Raw genomic sequence first — 19,309 nt, 5'->3', positions numbered from 1 at the left:
CGCTTTCATGCGCAGACCCGTGTTTTCCCGCATACCCCACACCGTCTGGCCCAGCGTGACAAAGTTGTGAGGCGCATCGCCCGCAAGCCGGTAGAGTCGGCGCCACTTGCTTTCAGCATCCCTTGAACCATCCGCGCGCCGTTGCGGCCGCGCCTGGGAGAACTCGACATGAAGAAACTGTGGTATTGGGCCGCGTCGGCCCTGCTGGCGCTGCCCCTGCACATGGCCCATGCGCAGGACGTGGTGGTGGCGCACGTGGGCCCCATGTCCGGGCCGCTGGCGGGCAACGGCATCGCCAACTACGAAGGGGCCAAGGCCTACTTCGACCAGGTCAACGCCCAGGGCGGCATCAACGGCCAGAAGGTCCGCCTGGTGCGCGAGGACGACCAGTACAAGGCCGACGAAACCATCCGCCTGGTGCAGGAGGTGGCCAAGCGCGACCGCCCCGTGGCCTTCATCAACCTGCTGGGTTCGGCCAACGTCACGGCGATGTTCAAGGACAAGACGTTCGACAAGGTCGCCACGCCCTTCGTCGGCATCACCCCCGGCGCCGAGGCGCTGCGCAACCCCGGCAGCCCCTGGATGTTCCACGTGCAGGCCGGTGACCGCGCGCAGCTGCGCCGCGTGCTGACGCACCTGTCCACCATTGGGCTGAACAAGATCGCCGTGGTGTACCAGGACATCCCCTTCGGCAAGTCGGGCCTGGGCTTCGTCGACGAGATGGCGCCGGGCCTGAAGGTGGAGATTGCGGCGCGCATTGCCGCGCCCTCCGCGTCGGAGGACTTCAAGGCCGTGGCGCAGCAGCTCAAGGCCGCCAACGCCAAGACCTACCTGATGATCCTGACGCCCAACAGCGGCGCGGCCATGGTGCGCGACCTGCGCGCCGCGGGCGACCGCACGCCGATCTACAGCATGTCCTACGTACCGGCCAGCGCCATTCTGGAGAAGGCGCCGCTGAAGGACGCAGTGGGCATCGCGCTGGCGCAGGTCACGCCCAACCCCGACGTGCCGCACACCCCGCTGAGCCGCGACTTCCGCGCCGCGATGGACAAGTTCCTGCCCGAGGTGAAGGCGCGCTCGTCGATGCAGATGATCGGCTACGTCAACGCCCGCATCGCCGGCGAGGCCATCCGCCGCGCCGGCCCCAACCCCACGCCCGACAAGGTGGCCGCCGCGCTGCGCCAGCTGCGCGTCGATCTGGGCGGCTACCTGGTCGACTTCCCGGCCAACGGCAAGAACGTCGGTGCCGAGTTCGTCGACATCGGCGTGGTCGACAGCCGCGGCAAGCTGATGTATTGATCTGAGTGCAACCCTGCACCGGCCTGCGGCCGGCCAGGGGCGCCCACGGGCCACAGCCGCGTGACGAAAGTCACGCCCGGTGGCCGCTGTCATGCGGCCCCGCACCCAGGCATGGAACAGTCGCGCCGACCCGTTCATTCATCGACCGAGGGAGGCGCTCATGAACACGCAGGACATCTGGAACTTCATCACCACGCAGGGCGTGGATTTCGGCATCAAGCTGCTGACGGCCATCGTCGCCTGGATCGTCGGCCGCTGGCTGATCAACCTGGCCGTGGGCCTGATCGGCAAGGCCTTCGAGCGCGGCGGCAAGATCGACGCCACGCTGGCCAACTACCTGAAGTCGATCATCGCCATCGTGCTGAACATCGTCCTGATCCTGGCGATCCTGGACATCTTCGGCGTGCGCACCACCTCGTTCGCGGCGCTGCTGGCCGGCGCGGGCCTGGCCATCGGCGCGGCCTGGAGCGGCATGCTGGGCAACTTCGCCGCCGGCGTGTTCATGCAGGTGCTGCGCCCCTACAAGGTGGGCGACTTCATCCAGGCCGGCGGCGTGACCGGCACGGTGAAGGAGCTGGGCCTGTTCGGCACCACCATCGTCACCATGGACAACGTGACCACCATCGTCGGCAACGGCAAGGTGTTCGGCGACAACATCCAGAACTACAGCGCCCTGCCCGTGCGCCGCGTGGACTGCGTGGCCAAGGTGGCCAACAGCGTGAACCCGATGGACGCCATCGCGCGGCTGCGCCCCGTCATTGCCGCCATCCCCAACGTGGCGCAAGACCCGGCACCCGACATCGAGATCCTCGAGTTCACGCCCGAAGGCCCCAAGCTGTGCGTGCGCCCCTACACGCACACCGACCACTACTGGCAGGTCTATTTCGACACCCACAAGGCCATCGTCGAAACCTTCGGTGCCGCCGGCTACCCGGTGCCCGAATTGCCGGTGGCGCACCGCACGGTGACGTCGGCCTGAGCGGGCGGGGCCGGCTGCGGCGCCGAAAGCTGGCCCGTCAGCGCAGGCACGTCACGTTCTCGATGGGGAGTATGTGACTCCAGCGCTTACCCAATAAGCGCTACCGTGGTGCATACAAGGGAGTATCTGATCCCTTCGGCTGTAGGAGCGGGCTTGCCCGCGATGAAGCGCCACAGTGCGCGGGCCGCCGCCATCGCGGGCAAGCCCGCTCCCACGCAGCCGCCACTCCTCGTCACGGCCGGGGCATTCATGGGGAGTATCGTCTTCCAGATCCCTACAGTTGGGCGCCAGCGGCATGATTACCAGGGAGTATCCACGGCACCCAGCCCTGGCAACCCGCTCTGACCACGACCGGCCCACCCCGCTGCCCGCGCCCACGGCCGAAGATTCAAGCCGGATCAAGCTCCGGCACCAGCAGCGCCCGATTCCGCAGCGCCCGGCCGCAGCCTCGTCCCTGCCACCGGCACGACACCCCCGCGCGCAGGCCGCTCCCATAATCGGCCCATGCCCCGCCCCAGCCAACTCCTGCATCCGCAGCGCGATCCCGCGCCGCTGCGCCCCGCCGCCACCGTGCTGCTGCTGCGCGACACGCCCGCCGGCATCGAGGTGCTGATGACGCGCCGCTCGCTCACCGCCAGCTTCGCGCCCGGCGCCTACGTGTTCCCCGGCGGCGGCATCGACGCGGCCGACGCTGCCGCACACGCCCACGCCACGCGCCGCCCCACGCAAAGCGACGAACACCTGACGCAGGCCATCGCCGCCATCCGCGAGAGCTTCGAGGAACTGGGCGTGCTGCTGGCGCGCCATGCCGACGGCACGGCGGCCACGGCCGACGACATCGCCGCGCTCGACCGCCACGCGCCCTTCGTGCCGCAGTGCAGCGCGCGCGGCCTCACGCTGGCCGCCGCCGACGTGTACGTGCTGGCGCACTGGATCACCGACCGTGACCTGCCGCGCCGCTTCGACGTGCCCTTCCTCGTCGCCCGCATGCCCGAGGGCCAGACACCCGTGGCCGACGAGGCCGAGCAGTTCGAGCCCGTGTGGGTGCGCCCCGCCGATGCGCTGACGCGACACGAAGCGGGCCAGTTCTTCATCATCTACCCCACCATCCGCACCCTGCAGCGCCTGACCGTGCACCCCACCGTGGACGCGGTGCTGGCCGCCTGCGCCGGCGAGCACCCGCTGTGGACCAGTTGCCCGCGAGCCGGCTGGCTGGCCGGCAAGGAAGCGCGCTACATGGAGCACGAGCCGCCCTTTGGCGAGCTGGAGCTGGTCAGCCCCGACGGGCAACTGCTGCACCAGCTCGACTGGCAGACCGACCAGCCCGTGCCGCTGCTGAAGAACGTGCAGCGCCTCACCGCGCCCAACCCCGGCTTCATGACCGGCCCCGGCACCAACAGCTACCTGGTGGGCGACCCGCGCACCGGCTACATCGCCATCGACCCCGGCCCGGCCGATGCGGCGCACATCGAGCGGCTGTGGCGCGCCGCCGGCGGCAACATCAAACTCATCGTCTGCACCCATTCGCACGCCGACCATTCGCCCGGCGCCAAGCCGCTGCAGGCGCTGTGCAACGGCACGCCGCCGCCCATCCTGGGCCTGCCCTCGCAGCCCACGGCCCGCGCCAACAGCGCCTTCACGCCTGATCGTTTGCTACAGGATGGAGAGCGACTCACGCTGACTGGCAAAGGCCCAGAGGGCGAAATCACCCACACCCTGCGCGCCATCCACACGCCCGGCCACGCCGCCAACCACCTGTGCCTGCTGCTCGAGGAAGATGGCCTGCTGTTCAGCGGCGACCACATCCTGAACGGCAGCACCACCGTCATCGACCCGCCCGATGGCGAGATGACGGCCTACCTGGATTCGCTCGACAAGCTCGACGCCGCCTGCGCCGCGCACGACGCGCGCTTCATCCTGCCCGCCCACGGCCACGTGCTGGGCAGCGCGCGCGACACCATCGCCCACCTGAAAAAGCACCGCCTGGCGCGCGAGGCCAAGGTGCTGGCCGTGATGCAGGCCGACCCCGACGGCACCATGGACGACTGGGTCGCCAAGGCCTACGACGACGTGCCGCCGCGCGTGTGGCCCGTGGCCAAGCGCTCGCTGCTGGCGCATGTGGAGCGCATCCAGGCCATGCAGCCGGGGAACGACTGAGGCCCCCCAGCACCCATGCAGGAGCGGCGGAAGCCGCGAATAGGCGAGCCTGAGGCCAGGAGAACTCGATTCGCGGCTTCTGCCGCTCCTACACGCCTTGGCGCCGTTTGTTCGTATCACGTCCGCAGTGGCCGGAACACCGTCGCGTCGTCGTAGAACGCCGCGTCTTCATTCGCCGCCCACCAGCCGGGCACGCCCAGCAGCGGCAGCGGCGCGAACGGCTTGGGCACCAGGCGCTCGGCGCTCAGCCAACTGGCCAGCCAGGCATCCGCCTCTTCTATCGTTTCGATAGCTGTCGGCGCTTGCATGACGTGCGCCGTGATCGATTTGTACGGTGACACCAGCTTCTCCAGCGCCGCGTGCCCGAACACCCACAGCCGTGCCTCGGCCCACAGCGGGCGCAGCGGCCCGAACAGCACGGCCCAGCGGCGCGCGCGCAGCGCCGCCCACAGCGCCTCGGGCGCGGCCAGCAGCGCACCGTTCTCGTCGAACACCGTCACCGCGTCGCGCACCGGCCCGCGCGTGGCGCGCACGCCATCGCGCGCGATCTCGGCGTGCTGCAATTCGTTCAGGCGCTGCTTGGCGCGCGAAAACGCGCACCAGATCAGGCCGTTGAAGAAGTCGTGCAGGTTGTCGCGCGTGGGCACGGCACGCTGCGCAAAGATGAACTGCTCGTAGGCCACGCCCTCGGGCAGCGCGTGCTGCGGCACGAAGCGCACCGGAGCGGCGCCCAGCGCGTTCAGCACATCGGCCGCCGACGCGCCCGCGCGCCAGACGGCCTCGGCCGGCTCGCCCCAGCGGCGCGTGGACGCGTTCCACGGCCGCGCCCAGTCGATGGCGGGCTCAACCACCGCGCCGGGCGGCGCGCTTGTCGCGCACCGCCACGCGCGAGGTGCCCTCGTCGCGGAACTCGAACGCATCCACGGCCCCCAGCAGCTTGCTGAGCGTGGCGTAGCCGTAGTTGCGCGGGTCGAAGCTGGCCTTGTTGCTGATCTGCGTACCGACCTCGCCCACGCGCGCCCAGCCCGCTTCGTCCTGCACCGCATGCACGGCGTCGCGCAGCAGGTTCATCAGCGCCGTGTCCTGCCGCAGTTGCGAGGTCGGCACGCGCACGCGGTGCGCCGCCGGTGCGGGTGCGGACGCGGGTGCGCCCGCACCGTCGGGCTTCGGTTTGCCTTCGGCCGCGGCGGTGGGCAGCCCCGCCCTGTCGCCCTCGGCTTCGGCGTGCGCCTCGGCCAGTGCCTCCAGGTACAGGAAACGCGAGCACGCGTTGACGAACGGCTTGGGCGTCTGCGCCGCGCCGAAGCCGTACACGGCCGCGCCCTTGGCGCGCAAGTGCATCACGAGCGGCGTGAAGTCGGCGTCGGACGAAACGATGCCGAACGCATCGGGCCGCTCGGTGTAGAGCAACTCCATCGCATCCACCGTCATCGCCATATCGCTGGCGTTCTTGCGCTTGGAATAGTCGAACTGCTGCATCGGCCGGATGGCGAACTCCAGCAACCGCTCCTGCCAGCCGTTCAGCCCCGACTTGGTCCAGTTGCCATACGCGCGGCGGATGTTGATCACGCCCAGCGTCGACAGCTCGGTCAGGATCTCGTCGATCAGATCGGCCGGCGCGTTGTCGGCGTCGATGAGGAGGGCGATGCGGGGTTGGGTGTTCGGGTTGGCGCTCATGACAGGCAGTTCAGACGGTAGGTCGGAACCGCCGCAGGCGATTCCGACGCATGGCGTCAATCATCGTAAGCCATGTCGATGTCGCCACCGGCGGCCCAATTCCGGGTGTAATGCCTCTTCTCCACATGCTGCAGAAAACTGGAATGCGGCCAGTTTGCCGGCGCAGCACACCAGCCATGCTTGACGGGGTTGAAGTGGATGTAGTCCATGTGCCGTGCCAAGTCTTCTTGGTCTCGAATCTGATGCTCCCAGAACCGCCGCTGCCAGATGCCGCGCTCACCTTTGGCCAAGCGCACCGGCGAGCGGTACTCGGTGGCGGGCAATCCTTTCGAGAAAGCGGTCTTGATGCGCCGCCTGCGGGTAGAAAAATCCGCATCGTCCGCAGGCAGTCGCCACAACCAGTGCATGTGCTCCGGCAGCACGACCCAGGCCAAAATCTGGAACGGTCGGCGGGCCTTTTCCTCCGCCACGCATTGCCGAAGCCGGTCGATGTGCCGCACCAGCAAATCGTTCCCCTGTCGTTGCAGCAGGTTCACGGTGAAGAACCACGTCGCGCCCGGCGTCTTGGAACGAATGTAGTTGGGCATCGCGCCATCGTATGGCGGCACCGCCGCAGGCGATTCCGCCATCCGGGTTGATGTGTCGCCGTGCGTCGGAATCGCCTGCGGCGGTTCCGACCTACGCGCCTACATCAGCTTCCAATGGACAAGCTCGCCACCCCTCAACGGCTTCACCACCGCCTCGCCAAACGCCACTTCGTCGGGAATCGTCCACGTTTCTTTCCGCAGCGTGACGCGCCCGCTGTTCCTCGGCAAACCGTAGAAATCGGCCCCGAAGAACGACGCGAAGCCCTCCAGCTTGTCCAGCGCGCCCGCGGCCTCGAAGGCTTCGGCGTACAGCTCCAGCGCCGTCAGCGCGGTGTAGCAGCCGGCGCAGCCGCACGGGTGTTCCTTCAGGTGTGCGGGGTGCGGCGCCGAGTCGGTGCCGAGGAAGAACTTGGGGCTGCCGCTGGTGGCGGCCTGCACCAGCGCCTGGCGGTGCACTTCGCGCTTGAGCACGGGCAGGCAGTAGTAGTGCGGGCGGATGCCGCCGAGGAAGATGGCGTTACGGTTGTAGAGCAGGTGGTGCGCGGTGATGGTGGCCGCCGTGTGCGCGTCGGCATCCGCCACGTACTGCGCGGCCTCCTTCGTGGTGATGTGCTCGAACACGACCTTCAGTTCCGGGAAGTCCTTGCGCAGCGGCGTCATCACGCGGTCGATGAACACGGCCTCGCGGTCGAACAGATCGATGTCGGGGTCTGTCACCTCGCCGTGCACCAGCAGCTTCAGGCCGGCGCGCTGCATGGCTTCCAGCGTCTTGTAGGTCTTGCGGATGTCGGTGACACCGGCGTCGCTGTTGGTGGTGGCGCCGGCGGGGTAAAGCTTGAGGGCGACGATACCGGCCTCGGCCGCGCGGGCGATTTCATCCGGCGGCGTGACGTCGGTCAGGTACAGCGTCATCAAGGGCTCAAACGCCATTGCTGCAGGCACCGCCTGCGCAATGCGCTCTTTATACGATAGCGCCTGCACCGTGGTGGTGACCGGCGGGCGCAGGTTCGGCATGATGATGGCGCGGCCGAACTGGGCGGCCGTGTGCGGCACCACCGAGGCCAGCGCAGCGCCGTCGCGCACATGCAGATGCCAGTCGTCGGGGCGGGTGATGGTGAGGGTTTCGGAGGCAGAAGCGGTCATGCACCAATTGTCCCACCGGTGCCTCCACCAACAGAAAAGGCCATCGCTGCAGGACGATGGCCTTTCTTGTGTTCGCGTGGCCGCGGAGCAGGCCCTCCTGGAACGCCGTGGCCGGACCTGAGCCGGCCACCAGCGTTGTCCCTCTCAGGGGGAAGGCGCGCCAGCGCCACAGGGGGAGGGTCAGTTTCTCCAGGCGCCCGGCGTCCACACCCAGGTGTTGCTGGAGGTGTTGTAGGCCCAGTAGCCCGGCACCCAGTACGCCGTGGCATGGGGCGCATTGCCCATGGTCTCGGCCTGCGGGGCCGGGATGGCGGGTGCCGCACCCTGGATCCAGCGGCCCGGCTGCCACACCCAGCGCACGCCGTCCCAGGCCCAGTAGCCGGTCAGCCAGCTGTAGCCCGCGCCGGGCGACACGCCGCGCTGCTCGTTGATGGGGCCGGGCATGGTGCGCACGTTGGCCGGTGCGGCGGCCACGGGCTGCTGCACCACCACGGCGGGCGCGGTGGGGCGCTCGACGACGACTTCGCGCGTGCGGGTCACGCAGCCGGTCAGCGCGGCCAGGGTGACGATGGCGCCCAGGGCGGCAACGCCTTTGACGGACACGGGTTGGTTGCTCTTCAACATTTTTCGCTCCTTGTCTTGGATGGCGCGGCCGCCGAAAAAGCGAAGCCGCTGAAGCGATATTGAAAAGCGCCGGCTGCACCGCCGTTGCGGGCAGCCTTCCTTGCGCCGTGAAGGACGGCACCTTCACGCCACGTAGCACAACAGGCCGGCACGCCGACCGATGTGAGCGATTGCTTACGGCTCCGCGCAAGGCCGCTCGGCACAGCGCGGCTTTGACAACCTCAGGCCGTGTAGTCGCCGCTGGCCTCGGGCTGGAACTCGATGGCGCGCACTTCCAGCGCCCCCTCCTTGCCGTCGATGCCGCGCCAGCGCGCCACCTCGCCGGCGCGCAGGCCCAGCAGCGCCGTGCCCAGGGGCGACAGCACCGAGATCATGCCCTGCGCGGCATCGGCGTCGGCCGGGTAGACCAGGGTCACGCTGCGCTCGGCACCGCCCGCCGCGTCGGCCACGCGCAGCTTGGAATACATGGTGACGATGTCGCCGGCGATCTCCTGCGGGCGCACCACCTCGGCAGCGTCGATCAGGTCCGACAGTTCCTCGGCCTGCGCCGCGGCGGCGGCGTCGGCCGACTGGCGGCGCAGCATGTTGAAGATGCGCACGTGGTCCAGGTCGGTGATGGTGCGGTTGAAATCGTTGGCGGTCATGGCAGTCTCCTGCGAAAAAGGGGTTGTCTGTGCGGTGCTGGCCGGCGGGCGGGGCAGCCGCCACGGCGTGGAATCAAGCGGATGCGCGGCGCGCCGGTGCGGTGCCCGACGATCCGGGCAGCGCTCAATCAGAGGTCGGGGGGATCGTCGGGCTCAGGAGAGTGCGGCCAGCAGGCCGGCACGGCGGGCGTGGTGCGCCCGCGCTGGCGTTCGACGGATCGTGCGCGCGCACGCCGTGGCCCCGGCCGTGGGGGCCGATGTGGCGCGCGACAGGACGCGCGTGGGGCAGGCAGGGATGGCGTGCATGGGCCGGATGATACCGCCCCGGCACCGAAAAGGCCAATGGCCGCCGCGGCGCCGGGCCGGATCGCCCGGGCGGCAGGCGCGGCGCGGCTTTCAGGGTTTCCATGCACCCGGCGGCGTCAGGCGGCGCGCCCGCCGGGGTGCGGGGCGCTTAAGATAGCGGGCGCGGCTGCACAGGCCGCGTTTTTTGTTGCCGCGTTCGCTCCGAGCCGTTTCCCTCATGTCTTCCCCCCACATACCCGATCAGCCCGCCGCCCCGGCACCGGCTGACGCCCCGACACGCGTGCCGCTGGCCATCGAGGACTGGCTGACGGTGATCATCATGGCGCTGCTGGCGCTGATTACCTTCGCCAACGTGCTGGTGCGCTATTTCACCAATGTATCGTTCGCGTGGACGGAAGAGGTGTCGGTGTTCCTGATGATCGTGCTGGCCATGGTGGCCGGTTCGGCCGCGGTGGCGCGCAACCGGCACATCCGCATCGAATTCTTTGCCGACAGCGGCCCCGAGCGGCGCCAGCGCACGCTGGCCCAGTTCGGCGCCGGGCTGGTGGCGCTGCTGTTCGCGCTGCTGGCCGTGCTGTCGGCGCGCGTGCTGTGGGACGACGTGCAGTACGGCGAAACCTCGCCCGGCATCGGCGTGCCGCAGTGGTGGTACACGATGTGGCTGCCGATCCTCAGCGTGGCCATCATGGGCCGCGCCATCGGCCTGATGCTGCGCGGCGGCCGCGCCGCGGCCGACAGCGTCGATCTGCCCACCTCGCCCGAGGTGCGTGCCGAGGAGCATGCGCCATGATCGCCACGCTGCTCTTTGCGCTTTTCATCATCACCATGCTGATGGGCGTGCCCATCGGTGCCTCGCTGGGCCTGGCCGGCGCGGCGGCCATTGCGCTGGCGAATGCCCAGGCGCCGTGGTTCGGCCTGCTGGCGGTGCCGCAGAACTTCTACGCCGGCCTGGGCAAGTACCCGCTGCTGGCCATCCCGATGTTCGTGCTGGTCGGCTCGATCTTCGACCGCTCGGGCGTGGCGCTGCGGCTGGTCAACTTCGCCATCGCGCTGGTGGGGCGCGGGCCGGGCATGCTGCCGCTGGTGGCGATCGCGGTCGCGATGTTCCTGGGCGGCATCTCGGGCTCCGGCCCGGCCAACGCGGCGGCCGTGGGCGGCGTGATGATCGCCGCCATGCACCGCGCCGGCTATCCGGCGCCCTATTCGGCCAGCGTGGTGGGCGCGGCGGCGGCCACCGACATCCTGATCCCGCCCTCGGTGGCGTTCATCGTGTATTCGGTGCTGGTACCGGGCGCGTCGGTGCCGGCGCTGTTCGCCGCCGGCATGGTGCCGGGCGTGCTGGCCGGGCTGGCGCTGATCATTCCGGCCGTGTGGATGGCGCGCCGCCACGGCATGGGACACCTCGAATCGGGCCTGCCGCGCCCGCCGCTGCTCAAGAGCTTCGTCGAAGCCATCTGGGGCCTGGCCGCGCCGGTGCTGATTCTGGGCGGCATGCGGATGGGCTGGTTCACGCCCACCGAGGCGGCCGTGGTGGCCGTGTTCTACGGCCTGTTCGTCGGCATGTTCGTGCACCGCACGATGACGCTGCGCGATCTGTTCCCGATCCTCAAGGAATCGGGCGAGCTGTCGGCCGTGATCCTGCTGGTGGTGTCGCTGGCGGGCATCTTCGCGTTCTCGCTCTCCACGCTGGGCGTGATCGACCCAATCACCAACGCCATCATCCACTCGGGCCTGGGCGAATACGGCGTGCTGGCGCTGCTGATGGTGATGCTGATCACGCTGGGCATGTTCCTCGACGGCATCTCGATCTTCCTGATCTTCGTGCCGATCCTGTGGCCCATCATGCAGCACTACCAGTGGGACCCGGTGTGGTTCGGCGTGCTGCTGACGCTGAAAGTGGCGCTGGGCCAGTTCACGCCGCCGCTGGCGGTCAACCTGATGGTGTCGTGCCGCATTGCCAATGTGCGCATGGAAGAAACCATCCGCTGGGTCTGGCCGATGCTGTTGGCCATGGGGCTGGTGATGGTGGCCGTCATCATCTGGCCGCAGCTGGCGCTGTGGCTGCCGCGCGTGCTGGGGTATTGATTTTCAAGTGTTTTCGGCCTGTAGCGCCCATCTGGCGGGCGCAAGCAGCTCTTTTTTTCATAGTGAACCGCAAGGAGACTGAACCCATGAAACTTCGCCGCACTCTGCTCACCCTGGCTGCTGCCGCCACCGCGCTGGCCGCCACCACCTTCTCGCTGCCGGCCGCCGCGCAGAACTACAAGTCCGAATACCGCATGTCGCTGGTCGTCGGCCCGGCCTTCCCGTGGGGCAAGGGCGGCGAGATCTGGGCCAACAAGGTCAAGGAAAAGACCAACGGCCGCATCAACATCAAGCTGTATCCCGGCGTGTCGCTGATCCAGGGCGACCAGACGCGCGAGTTCAGCGCGCTGCGCCAGGGCGTGATCGACATGGCCGTGGGCTCCACCATCAACTGGTCGCCGCAGGTGCGCCAGCTCAACCTGTTCTCGCTGCCCTTCCTGATGCCGGACTACGCCGCCATCGACGCGCTGACCACGGGCGACGTCGGCAAGCAGATGTTCACCATCCTCGAGAAGGCCGGCGTGGTGCCCCTGGCCTGGGGCCTGAACGGCTACCGCGAGCTGAGCAACTCCAAGCACCCCATCAAGTCGCCCGCCGACCTGAAGGGCCTGAAGATCCGCGTCGTCGGCTCGCCGCTGTTCCTCGAGACCTTCACCGCCCTGGGCGCCAACCCGACGCAGATGAGCTGGGCCGACGCCCAGCCCGCGCTGGCCAGCGGTGCCGTGGACGGGCAGGAAAACCCCATGAGCATCTTCACCGCCGCCAAGCTGCACACCGTGGGCCAGAAGCACCTGACGATGTGGGGCTACATCGCCGACCCGCTGGTGTTCGTGGTGAACAAGCAGGTGTGGGAGTCGTGGACGCCGGCCGACCGCGAGCTGGTGCGCCAGGCCGCCATCGAGGCCGGCCAGGAGCAGATCGCCATTGCGCGCAAGGGCCTCATCGAGCCCGGCCAGCCGCTGCTGAAGGACATCGCCGCCATGGGCGTGCAGATCACGCACCTGAGCCCGGCCGAGCGCGACGCCTTCGTCAAGGCCACGCGCCCGGTGTACGACAAGTGGAAGAACCAGATCGGCGCCGACCTGGTGAACCAGGCCGAGAAGGCTATCGCGGCGCGCAAGAAGTAAGGCCCGCGCCAGCGCCGCACGAAGCCCCGCGATGCGGGGCTTTTTTTGGTTCCGGCGCCAGTCGCCATGGTCGCCATTGCCTCATATACTCCCCGCATTTCAGGCTGCTAGCGCCATATCGGCGGGCGCTGACGGAACATACTCCCCTGCATCATGAAAAAAGACGGCCGAGGCCGTCTTGTGCGCGGTGTGCGGGCGCCGCCGCTCAGTGCTGCAGGATCTTGCTGAGGAAATCCTTGGTGCGCGGCTGGCGGCCTTCGGGGTTGCCGAAGAACTCGTCCTTGCTGCAGTCTTCCAGCACCTTGCCGCCGACGTCGATGAACACCACGCGGTTGGCCACCTTGCGGGCAAAGCCCATCTCGTGCGTGACCACCAAAGAACGGCATTCTACGGACGTGCGGCCACAGGATAAACCCTTGGTCGCGCCGCCGGGCACTTTGCTTTTCATAGCTGCTTGCGCATGTTTGCAAACGATTTCAGATGCAAATGCCTTGAATATCGCCGTGCAGCAGGCGCCAGCAGCTATTGTTTTTGCTTGATGACCAAGAAGTCTCACATGACACGCGGACCGCATCCGCTGTGTGGGAGCCTTGTTGCCAATCAAGTGTCCTGATTGTCCGCACTCTGCTGCAGCGCCCACATGCGCGCATAGCGCCCGTGCGCGGCCAGCAGCGCGAAGTGCGTGCCGCGCTCGATGATGCGGCCGGCCTCCATCACCAGGATTTCGTGCGCATCGACCACGGTGGACAGCCGGTGCGCGATGACCAGCGTGGTCTTGCCGCGCGCGGCGCTGCGGATCTCGGCCTGGATGGCGCGCTCGTTGGCCGAATCGAGCGCACTGGTGGCCTCGTCGAAGATCAGCACCGGCGGGTCCTTCAGCAGCGTGCGGGCGATGGCCACGCGCTGCTTCTCGCCGCCGGAGAGCTTCAGGCCGCGCTCGCCCACCATCGTCGCGTAGCCCCTGGGCGTGCTCATGATGAAGTCGTGGATGTGCGCGGCGCGCGCGGCCTGCTCCACCTCGGCATCGGTGGCGTCGGGCCGGCCGTAGCGGATGTTGTAGGCCACCGTGTCGTTGAACAGTACCGTGTCCTGCGGCACGATGCCGATGGCGCGGCGCACGCTGGCCTGCGTGACGCTGCGGATGTCCTGGCCGGCGATGAGGATGCGACCGCCGCCGATGCCGGGCCGCCCCAAGTCGGCGGCAGCCCACTCGGGGGGCAGCGCAGCATGCGAAGCAGCGGAGCGTGGGGGCGCGTTACCGACGTCGTAAAAGCGATAGAGCAGTCGCGCCAAGGTGGACTTGCCCGAGCCAGACGGCCCCACCACCGCCACCGTCTTGCCGGCTGGAATCTCGAAGCTCACGTCGTGCAGGATTTGGCGCGCCGGCTCGTAGGCGAAATCGACATGCTCGAAGCGCACGTCCACCGGGCCGTTGGTGTGCAGTGCCTCGGCGCCGGGCGCGTCAGCCACCTCGCGCTCGCGGTCCATCAGCGTGAACATCTTGTCCAGGCCGGTCAGGTTCTGCTTGATCTCGCGGTAGATCACGCCCAGGAAGTTGAGCGGGATGTAGAGCTGGATCATGAAGGCGTTGACCATCACCAGGTCGCCCAGCGTCAGCCGCCCATCCACCACGCCCTGCGTGGCGCGCCACAGCATGGCCACCAGGCCGATGGCGATGATGAGCTGCTGCCCGGTGTTCAGCACCGACAGCGAGGTTTGCGCCTTCAGGCGCGAGCGGCGCAGCTGCTCCAGGCTTTCGTCGTAGCGGCGCGCCTCGAACTCCTCGTTGTTGAAGTACTTGACGGTCTCGTAGTTCAGCAGCGAATCGATGGCCTTGGTGTGCGCGGCCGAGTCGTACAGGTTGGCCTCGCGCCGGAACTTGGTGCGCCACTCGGTCACCGTCACGGTGAACACCACGTAGCAAACCAGCGCCGCGCCGGTGATCCAGGCAAAGCCGGCGTCGAACTTCACGGCCAGGATCGACAGCACCATCGCCACCTCGATGATCGTGGGCACGATGGAATACAGCGAGAACGACACCAGAGATTCGATGCCGCGCACGCCGCGCTCGATGTCGCGCGTCATGCCGCCGGTCTGGCGCTCCAGGTGAAAGCGCAGGCTCAGGCTGTGCAGGTGCTCGAAGGTCTGCAGCGCGATCTGCCGGCTGGCGCCCTGCGTGGCCTTGGCGAACACCAGTTCGCGCAGCTCGGTGAAGGCGCTGGTCATCAGCCGCAGCGCGCCGTAGGCCAGCAGCAGGCCGACCGGCACCACCAGCAGTGCCGCCGGGTCGCCGGGCTTGAGCGTCATGCGGTCGATCAGCTCCTTCAGCAGCAGCGGCACGCTGACGTTGGCCACCTTGGCGCCGATGACGAACAGCAGCGCCGCCGCCACGCGCCACTTGTATTGCCACAGGTAGGGCAGCAGGCGCCCCAGCGTGCGCCAGTCGGAGCGCGGCCCGCTGGGCGCCTCGGCAACAGGAAGGGAACGGGACAAATCGCGGCCACCGCGCATCGTGGACAATCTCTTTCTTGTTCAAAAACTCAGACGTGCAGCGGCCGAAAAAGCCGCTGCACGCCCTTGGGGCGACGGGCCTGCGAGCAGGCCACGCCAGTGAACGCCCTGGAGCGGGCTTGGCCCGGCCAGTGGCGTTGTCCCCCTCCCGCAGGAGAGGGGGAAGGCGCGCCAGCGCCTCAGGGGGTGTTTACCGGATTTTGCCCATGTCGCACCTCTCCAACTCCGTCACCACCCACCTGCGCGCGCCGAACACGGCGCCGGTCGATGCACCCGAGGCCCAGGTGCCGGCCGATCATGAACTGGTACTCAAGGTGATTCCGCTGCCGGGCGATGCGAATGCCAACGGCGACATCTTCGGCGGCTGGGTGATGGCGCAGGTGGATCTGGCCGGCTCGGTGCTGCCGGCGCGCTATGCGCAGGGGCGCATGGCCACGGTGGCGGTGAACCAGTTCATCTTCAGGGCGCCGGTGCGCGTGGGCGACATCCTGTCGTTCTACGCCAAGATGGAGCGCATCGGCCGCACCTCGATGACGGTGAACGTGGGCGTGTACGCCGAGCGCTTCAACAACCAGGGGCGCTACATCAAGGTGACCGAGGCGCAGCTGACCTACGTCGCCATCGACGACGAGGGCAAGCCGCGGCCGGTGCCGCGCACGGACGACTGATATCTCTCAGGCAGCGTTGTGGGAGCGGGCTTGCCCGCGATGAGGCGCCTCGTCGCCACCAACGCTTGATCGCGGGCAAGCCCGCTCCCACACAGCGGATGCGATCCGCGCCTCATCGGAGACTTCTGGATGGTCAAGCTTTTCTGAAAGCAAATTCGCATGTGGGCGCTGTGGCACCTTGCCACGGAAGCTGGAAGGCCGCCGCACTGGGGGGACCTTCCAGATTTTTTTGATGGTCAAAAAAGTCTTTGGCGCCCAATTAACGGGCGCAAGCAGCTATTTTCTTATGAGTGCCATGTGGCTCCAAATGGCTATCGCTTGTTTTCAGCCGTCAAGCCCATGGTGAAGCGCGGCTGCGCTGCTGACGCAGCGGCCGATTTCAGCACTTGCTGAAATCGGGCTTGCGCTTTTATCGAAAGCTGCTGCGCGCCGCACTGCGGCTCCGTTGCTGACGCAACGGCCGATTTCAGCACTTGCTGAAATCGGGCTTGCGCTTTTATCGAAAGCTGCTGCGCGCCGCACTGCGGCTCCGTTGCTGACGCAACGGCCGATTTCAGCACTTGCTGAAATCGGGCTTGCGCTTTTCCATGAAGGCGGTCATGGCTTCGCGGGCGGCGGGTTCGCCCAGCATGCGGGCAAAGTGCGCGCCTTCCTGGTCCATGCGGTGCAGGATTTCGCCCAGGTAGCCGCCCTTCATCAGCGCCTTGGTGGTGATCAGGCTGGGCAGGGGCTTGGCGGCCAGCTTGCGGGCCTGTTGCTGTGCGTAGGCGTTCGCCTCGGTGGGCGGCAGCACGCGGTTGACCAGGCCGACTTCGAGCGCCGCCTCGGCCATGAAGGGTTCGCCCAGCAGCAGCGCCTCGGCCGCACGGTGGTGGCCGAACATGCGCGGCGCCAGCAGGCTGCTGGCCGCCTCGGGCACCAGGCCGAGATTGACGAAGGGCATCGAAAACGCCGCGTTGTCGCCGGCATACACCAGGTCGCAGTGGAACAGCATGGTGGTGCCGATGCCCACCGCCGGGCCGCACACGGCGGCGATCAGCGGCTTGGGAAAGGCGGCGATGCCGCGCAGGAAGCGGAACACCGGCGAATCGTCGCCCGCCGGCTTGTTCTTGAGGAAGTCCTCGATGTCGTTGCCGGCCGAGAACACCGTCTCGTGTCCCTGGATGACGACCACGCGCGTGGCCGCGTCGTCGGTCGCCTGCGCAATGGCGGTGGCCAGCGCGTCGTACATGGCGACGTTGATGGAGTTCTTGCGCTCCACGCGGTTGAAGGTGAGCGTGAGGACGCCGGCGTCTTGGTGTTGGAGGATTTCGGACATGGTTCTTGGTGGGTGTTGGGTGAGGATGCGTTTCAAACAGCCGGACGCAGAGGACGCAGAGGTTTCGCAGAGGACGCAGAAAAGAAATACCAAACAAGGCTCTGAACGTTTCCCGAGGCGCCGGCCCGCTGCGATGCAAAACAAAGTATTTCTGTCGTCTTTTGCGTCCTCTGCGAAACCTCTGCGTCCTCTGCGTCCGGTATTCGGTTTTCGGTATTCCGGGCTTCACTCCTTGTAATACACGATCTGGTGCGTGGTCGCCAGCAGGTGCCCGGCCTCGTTCCACAGCTCGGCGCTCTGGTCGAAGTAGCCGTTGAAGAACGACTGCGCACGGGCCTGGCCCAGCAGGTAGCCCTCGCCGGTGGCGGCCAGCTCGGCGGCGCTGGCGTGGAAGTAGACCGTCATCGACACGGTGCCGATGGGCGTCATGCGCGCGCGGCGGCGCCAGATGCGCGGGAAGAAGGCGTCGGCCAGCGCCGTCAGGCTCAGAAAGTCGAGCGGGCGCGGCGGGTCGTCGCGCAGCCACAGCTGGGTCAGGCTGTCGGCCTCGGTGCCGTCCCAGTGCTGCGGGATGGCGCCGGCCACGGGGCGCATGTCGTAGCGGCCGACCCAGCTCACCCGGTCGGTGAAGGGCGCGCGCGGCACGTCGGTGGCCGCGGCGACGGCGGGCATGGGTGCGTCGACCGCGTTCCAGGTGTCGCGCCGCAGCGCGGTGACGGCGCTGGCGGTGAGCATGACCGCATCGACGCCGTCGGCGCCGGTCTGCGTCATCGTCACCGTCCAGTGCTGGGTCGAGCGGTTGGTGCGCGCGGGCCGCGCCTCGACGCGGAAGGGCGCATCGGCCAGCGCGGCCGCAAAGTTGACGGTGAGCGCCACCGGCTCGCCCAGCCGCTCGGGGTGGGCCAGCACGGCAGCCAGCGCCTGCGCCGCCGTGACGCCGCCGAACGGCCCCACCATGTTGGCGTAGGCCGGGTGCGGGCGGCCTTCGAACTGGCGCGCCGATGCGCGGCCGTGCTCGTCCACGCTGGCCACCAGCGCGTCGAGGGCGACGGCTTCGTCGAACGGATGGGTGATGAGCAGCTTGGGGCGGGTCATGGGCGCGAAGTTAGCACGCGGCACGGCACGCTGTTGTCACGCGGGCGCCTGCGCCACGCGCTGCGGCAGCGCACGCAGGGCCTGCAGCGTGTGGGGCCACAGGTCGGCCTGGTGGCGGCGGTGGAACCAGCCCAGGTGGCCGATGCGCGCCAGGGCATGGTCTTGCGGCGTCACGCGCTCGATGGCGTGCGGCGCGTTGGCGTACAGCGCCAGCAGGCTTTGCGTGCCGGGCAGGGTCATCATCTCGTCGTCGCTGATCGACAGCGCCAGGATGGGAAAGCACACCGCCGCGTAGCGCTGGCGCGCGGCCGGCCCCTCGCTGCCGCTGTAGTCGGGGTGCAGGCACCAGCGGCGCCACTGGCGGATCACGCCGGCTGGCAAGTCGCCCACCGCGCCGATGCGCTTGCCGGGGAAGTAGCCGAACAGCGGCGTGAGCACCGGCACCAGGCCGTGCCACATGAACAGCACCCGCCGCCGCAGTTGCGGCGCGTTCTGGCGCCAGTAGCCGCTGCCGGCGGCCACGGCCAGCAGACCGTCGATGTGGTCGGTGCGCTCGAACAGGCCGGGCAACTGCGCGCCCAGGCTGTGGCCGATCAGCCGCAGCGGCAGTTCAGGCGCCAGCGCGTGCAGGTACTGCGTGGCGGCTTCGTAATCGGCGCGCCAGTCGTGCAGCGTGGCATCGACATGGCGCACGCGCCGGTGCTGCAGCAAGGCCAGCGAATCGGCATGGCCGCGGTAGTCGAAGGTGAGCACGCGCACGCCCTGCGTGGCCAGCCAGGCGGCGAAGTCGGCGTAGTAACGCTGCGGCACGCCCATGGCCGCGCCGATGACGGCCTGCAGCGTGGTGGGCGTGCCGGCTGGTGGCTCGAACACGCGCGCCGCCACGTGGCCGCCGCGCGGGGTGTGGAGGTGCAGGGTGTTCATCGACGGTGGTGCTCAGTGGCGGGATCGGGCTGCGGGCTGTGTGGGAGCGGGCTTGCCCGCGATGGCGGCTTGTGGCACGGCGATGCGCCGATCGCGGCCAAGGCCGCTCCCACATGCAAGCATTAAGGAAAAATCAGGGGGTATGCGCTCCTTGCGCCCACTGGA

At 68.3% G+C, this 19,309-nt stretch carries 20 protein-coding genes and 1 pseudogene; 8 read left to right on the top strand and 13 right to left on the bottom strand.

What is annotated here, in order from left to right:
* Positions 1 to 168: 168 nt before the first annotated feature.
* The 3 genes from ACFSCU_RS07325 (at position 169) to ACFSCU_RS07315 (ending at position 4,435) form a co-directional block, all read left to right on the top strand.
* Positions 169 to 1,299, top strand: a complete 1,131-nt coding sequence (locus ACFSCU_RS07325; protein WP_180549937.1) for an ABC transporter substrate-binding protein — start codon at positions 169 to 171, stop codon at positions 1,297 to 1,299.
* A 160-nt stretch (positions 1,300 to 1,459) separates the two neighbouring features.
* Positions 1,460 to 2,278 (top strand): mechanosensitive ion channel family protein, encoded by an 819-nt coding sequence (locus ACFSCU_RS07320; protein ID WP_180549938.1) that lies wholly within the window; start codon positions 1,460 to 1,462, stop codon positions 2,276 to 2,278.
* Positions 2,279 to 2,782: 504 nt separating this feature from the next.
* Entirely contained in the window at positions 2,783 to 4,435 is a 1,653-nt protein-coding gene (locus tag ACFSCU_RS07315) for an MBL fold metallo-hydrolase (RefSeq protein ID WP_377560292.1), read from the top strand.
* A gap of 116 nt (positions 4,436 to 4,551) precedes the next feature.
* Here the strand turns inward: ACFSCU_RS07315 and ACFSCU_RS07310 are convergent, their stop codons facing one another.
* The 7 genes from ACFSCU_RS07310 to ACFSCU_RS07280 form a co-directional block, all read right to left on the bottom strand.
* Entirely contained in the window at positions 4,552 to 5,286 is a 735-nt protein-coding gene (locus tag ACFSCU_RS07310) for a DUF3025 domain-containing protein (RefSeq protein WP_308645785.1), read from the bottom strand.
* Entirely contained in the window at positions 5,279 to 6,112 is an 834-nt protein-coding gene (locus tag ACFSCU_RS07305) for an NYN domain-containing protein (protein ID WP_180549940.1), read from the bottom strand. Before ACFSCU_RS07305 ends, ACFSCU_RS07310 begins: the two co-directional genes overlap by 8 nt.
* A gap of 56 nt (positions 6,113 to 6,168) precedes the next feature.
* Complete coding sequence (locus tag ACFSCU_RS07300) at positions 6,169 to 6,699, bottom strand: REP-associated tyrosine transposase (protein ID WP_180551706.1); 531 nt, start codon at positions 6,697 to 6,699, stop codon at positions 6,169 to 6,171.
* A gap of 99 nt (positions 6,700 to 6,798) precedes the next feature.
* On the bottom strand, positions 6,799 to 7,842 hold the full coding sequence (gene pyrC / locus ACFSCU_RS07295) for a dihydroorotase (protein WP_180549941.1): 1,044 nt from the start codon (positions 7,840 to 7,842) through the stop codon (positions 6,799 to 6,801).
* 180 nt (positions 7,843 to 8,022) lie between these two features.
* The gene (locus tag ACFSCU_RS07290) at positions 8,023 to 8,466 is read right to left on the bottom strand and encodes a hypothetical protein (protein ID WP_377560290.1); all 444 of its coding nucleotides are present in this window, start codon (positions 8,464 to 8,466) and stop codon (positions 8,023 to 8,025) included.
* Between the two features lie 221 nt (positions 8,467 to 8,687).
* Positions 8,688 to 9,110 (bottom strand): nucleoside diphosphate kinase regulator, encoded by a 423-nt coding sequence (rnk, locus tag ACFSCU_RS07285; RefSeq protein ID WP_333706209.1) that lies wholly within the window; start codon positions 9,108 to 9,110, stop codon positions 8,688 to 8,690.
* A 153-nt stretch (positions 9,111 to 9,263) separates the two neighbouring features.
* On the bottom strand, positions 9,264 to 9,416 hold the full coding sequence (locus ACFSCU_RS07280; protein ID WP_180549943.1) for a hypothetical protein: 153 nt from the start codon (positions 9,414 to 9,416) through the stop codon (positions 9,264 to 9,266).
* 217 nt (positions 9,417 to 9,633) lie between these two features.
* Here ACFSCU_RS07280 and ACFSCU_RS07275 point away from each other — a divergent pair, with 217 nt between their 5' ends.
* The 3 genes from ACFSCU_RS07275 to ACFSCU_RS07265 all read left to right on the top strand — a co-directional run bounded on the left by ACFSCU_RS07275 (position 9,634) and on the right by ACFSCU_RS07265 (position 12,628).
* Positions 9,634 to 10,206 (top strand): TRAP transporter small permease, encoded by a 573-nt coding sequence (locus ACFSCU_RS07275; RefSeq protein WP_377560289.1) that lies wholly within the window; start codon positions 9,634 to 9,636, stop codon positions 10,204 to 10,206.
* Complete coding sequence (locus tag ACFSCU_RS07270) at positions 10,203 to 11,501, top strand: TRAP transporter large permease (protein ID WP_180549944.1); 1,299 nt, start codon at positions 10,203 to 10,205, stop codon at positions 11,499 to 11,501. Before ACFSCU_RS07275 ends, ACFSCU_RS07270 begins: the two co-directional genes overlap by 4 nt.
* Positions 11,502 to 11,587: 86 nt before the next feature.
* Positions 11,588 to 12,628: a DctP family TRAP transporter solute-binding subunit gene (locus ACFSCU_RS07265; RefSeq protein ID WP_333706205.1), complete on the top strand. Its 1,041-nt coding sequence runs from the start codon at positions 11,588 to 11,590 to the stop codon at positions 12,626 to 12,628.
* Between the two features lie 205 nt (positions 12,629 to 12,833).
* Here ACFSCU_RS07265 and ACFSCU_RS07260 read toward each other — a convergent pair.
* A pseudogene (locus ACFSCU_RS07260) lies at positions 12,834 to 13,004 on the bottom strand (amino acid ABC transporter ATP-binding protein); the annotation flags it as partial.
* On the opposite strand from ACFSCU_RS07260, the gene ACFSCU_RS07255 reads away from it, so the two are divergent.
* On the top strand, positions 12,994 to 13,167 hold the full coding sequence (locus ACFSCU_RS07255) for a hypothetical protein (RefSeq protein WP_180549945.1): 174 nt from the start codon (positions 12,994 to 12,996) through the stop codon (positions 13,165 to 13,167). The pseudogene ACFSCU_RS07260 and the gene ACFSCU_RS07255 overlap by 11 nt on opposite strands.
* A 61-nt stretch (positions 13,168 to 13,228) precedes the next feature.
* Here the strand turns inward: ACFSCU_RS07255 and ACFSCU_RS07250 are convergent, their stop codons facing one another.
* The gene (locus ACFSCU_RS07250) at positions 13,229 to 15,139 is read right to left on the bottom strand and encodes an ABCB family ABC transporter ATP-binding protein/permease (protein ID WP_377560519.1); all 1,911 of its coding nucleotides are present in this window, start codon (positions 15,137 to 15,139) and stop codon (positions 13,229 to 13,231) included.
* A 206-nt stretch (positions 15,140 to 15,345) separates the two neighbouring features.
* On the opposite strand from ACFSCU_RS07250, the gene ACFSCU_RS07245 reads away from it, so the two are divergent.
* On the top strand, positions 15,346 to 15,807 hold the full coding sequence (locus ACFSCU_RS07245; protein ID WP_180549946.1) for an acyl-CoA thioesterase: 462 nt from the start codon (positions 15,346 to 15,348) through the stop codon (positions 15,805 to 15,807).
* A gap of 311 nt (positions 15,808 to 16,118) precedes the next feature.
* Here the strand turns inward: ACFSCU_RS07245 and ACFSCU_RS07240 are convergent, their stop codons facing one another.
* The 4 genes from ACFSCU_RS07240 to ACFSCU_RS07225 form a co-directional block, all read right to left on the bottom strand.
* Positions 16,119 to 16,367: a hypothetical protein gene (locus ACFSCU_RS07240; protein WP_377560287.1), complete on the bottom strand. Its 249-nt coding sequence runs from the start codon at positions 16,365 to 16,367 to the stop codon at positions 16,119 to 16,121.
* On the bottom strand, positions 16,361 to 17,125 hold the full coding sequence (locus ACFSCU_RS07235; RefSeq protein WP_180549947.1) for an enoyl-CoA hydratase: 765 nt from the start codon (positions 17,123 to 17,125) through the stop codon (positions 16,361 to 16,363). Before ACFSCU_RS07235 ends, ACFSCU_RS07240 begins: the two co-directional genes overlap by 7 nt.
* A 225-nt stretch (positions 17,126 to 17,350) precedes the next feature.
* Positions 17,351 to 18,220, bottom strand: a complete 870-nt coding sequence (locus tag ACFSCU_RS07230) for an acyl-CoA thioesterase (protein WP_180549948.1) — start codon at positions 18,218 to 18,220, stop codon at positions 17,351 to 17,353.
* A gap of 36 nt (positions 18,221 to 18,256) precedes the next feature.
* A complete protein-coding gene (locus ACFSCU_RS07225; protein ID WP_377560286.1) occupies positions 18,257 to 19,144 on the bottom strand; it encodes an alpha/beta hydrolase family protein in 888 nt (295 codons plus the stop codon).
* Positions 19,145 to 19,309: the final 165 nt, after the last annotated feature.

This window comes from Ottowia beijingensis (genome assembly GCF_042680925.1).
GTDB classification, from domain to species: domain Bacteria; phylum Pseudomonadota; class Gammaproteobacteria; order Burkholderiales; family Burkholderiaceae_C; genus Ottowia; species Ottowia beijingensis.
This window is presented reverse-complemented; position numbering and strand designations above follow the sequence as displayed.

What these genes read in the sequence shown, in the direction of transcription:
- pyrC (WP_180549941.1), bottom strand. Translation starts at nt 7,842, where the DNA reads ATGACCGCTTCTGCCTCCGAAACCCTCACCATCACCCGCCCCGACGAC.
- ACFSCU_RS07325 (WP_180549937.1), top strand. Translation starts at nt 169, where the DNA reads ATGAAGAAACTGTGGTATTGGGCCGCGTCGGCCCTGCTGGCGCTGCCC.
- ACFSCU_RS07250 (WP_377560519.1), bottom strand. Translation starts at nt 15,139, where the DNA reads ATGCGCGGTGGCCGCGATTTGTCCCGTTCCCTTCCTGTTGCCGAGGCG.
- ACFSCU_RS07275 (WP_377560289.1), top strand. Translation starts at nt 9,634, where the DNA reads ATGTCTTCCCCCCACATACCCGATCAGCCCGCCGCCCCGGCACCGGCT.
- ACFSCU_RS07290 (WP_377560290.1), bottom strand. Translation starts at nt 8,466, where the DNA reads ATGTTGAAGAGCAACCAACCCGTGTCCGTCAAAGGCGTTGCCGCCCTG.
- ACFSCU_RS07235 (WP_180549947.1), bottom strand. Translation starts at nt 17,125, where the DNA reads ATGTCCGAAATCCTCCAACACCAAGACGCCGGCGTCCTCACGCTCACC.
- ACFSCU_RS07305 (WP_180549940.1), bottom strand. Translation starts at nt 6,112, where the DNA reads ATGAGCGCCAACCCGAACACCCAACCCCGCATCGCCCTCCTCATCGAC.
- ACFSCU_RS07265 (WP_333706205.1), top strand. Translation starts at nt 11,588, where the DNA reads ATGAAACTTCGCCGCACTCTGCTCACCCTGGCTGCTGCCGCCACCGCG.
- ACFSCU_RS07320 (WP_180549938.1), top strand. Translation starts at nt 1,460, where the DNA reads ATGAACACGCAGGACATCTGGAACTTCATCACCACGCAGGGCGTGGAT.
- rnk (WP_333706209.1), bottom strand. Translation starts at nt 9,110, where the DNA reads ATGACCGCCAACGATTTCAACCGCACCATCACCGACCTGGACCACGTG.
- ACFSCU_RS07270 (WP_180549944.1), top strand. Translation starts at nt 10,203, where the DNA reads ATGATCGCCACGCTGCTCTTTGCGCTTTTCATCATCACCATGCTGATG.
- ACFSCU_RS07300 (WP_180551706.1), bottom strand. Translation starts at nt 6,699, where the DNA reads ATGCCCAACTACATTCGTTCCAAGACGCCGGGCGCGACGTGGTTCTTC.
- ACFSCU_RS07280 (WP_180549943.1), bottom strand. Translation starts at nt 9,416, where the DNA reads ATGCACGCCATCCCTGCCTGCCCCACGCGCGTCCTGTCGCGCGCCACA.
- ACFSCU_RS07315 (WP_377560292.1), top strand. Translation starts at nt 2,783, where the DNA reads ATGCCCCGCCCCAGCCAACTCCTGCATCCGCAGCGCGATCCCGCGCCG.
- ACFSCU_RS07230 (WP_180549948.1), bottom strand. Translation starts at nt 18,220, where the DNA reads ATGACCCGCCCCAAGCTGCTCATCACCCATCCGTTCGACGAAGCCGTC.
- ACFSCU_RS07245 (WP_180549946.1), top strand. Translation starts at nt 15,346, where the DNA reads ATGTCGCACCTCTCCAACTCCGTCACCACCCACCTGCGCGCGCCGAAC.
- ACFSCU_RS07225 (WP_377560286.1), bottom strand. Translation starts at nt 19,144, where the DNA reads ATGAACACCCTGCACCTCCACACCCCGCGCGGCGGCCACGTGGCGGCG.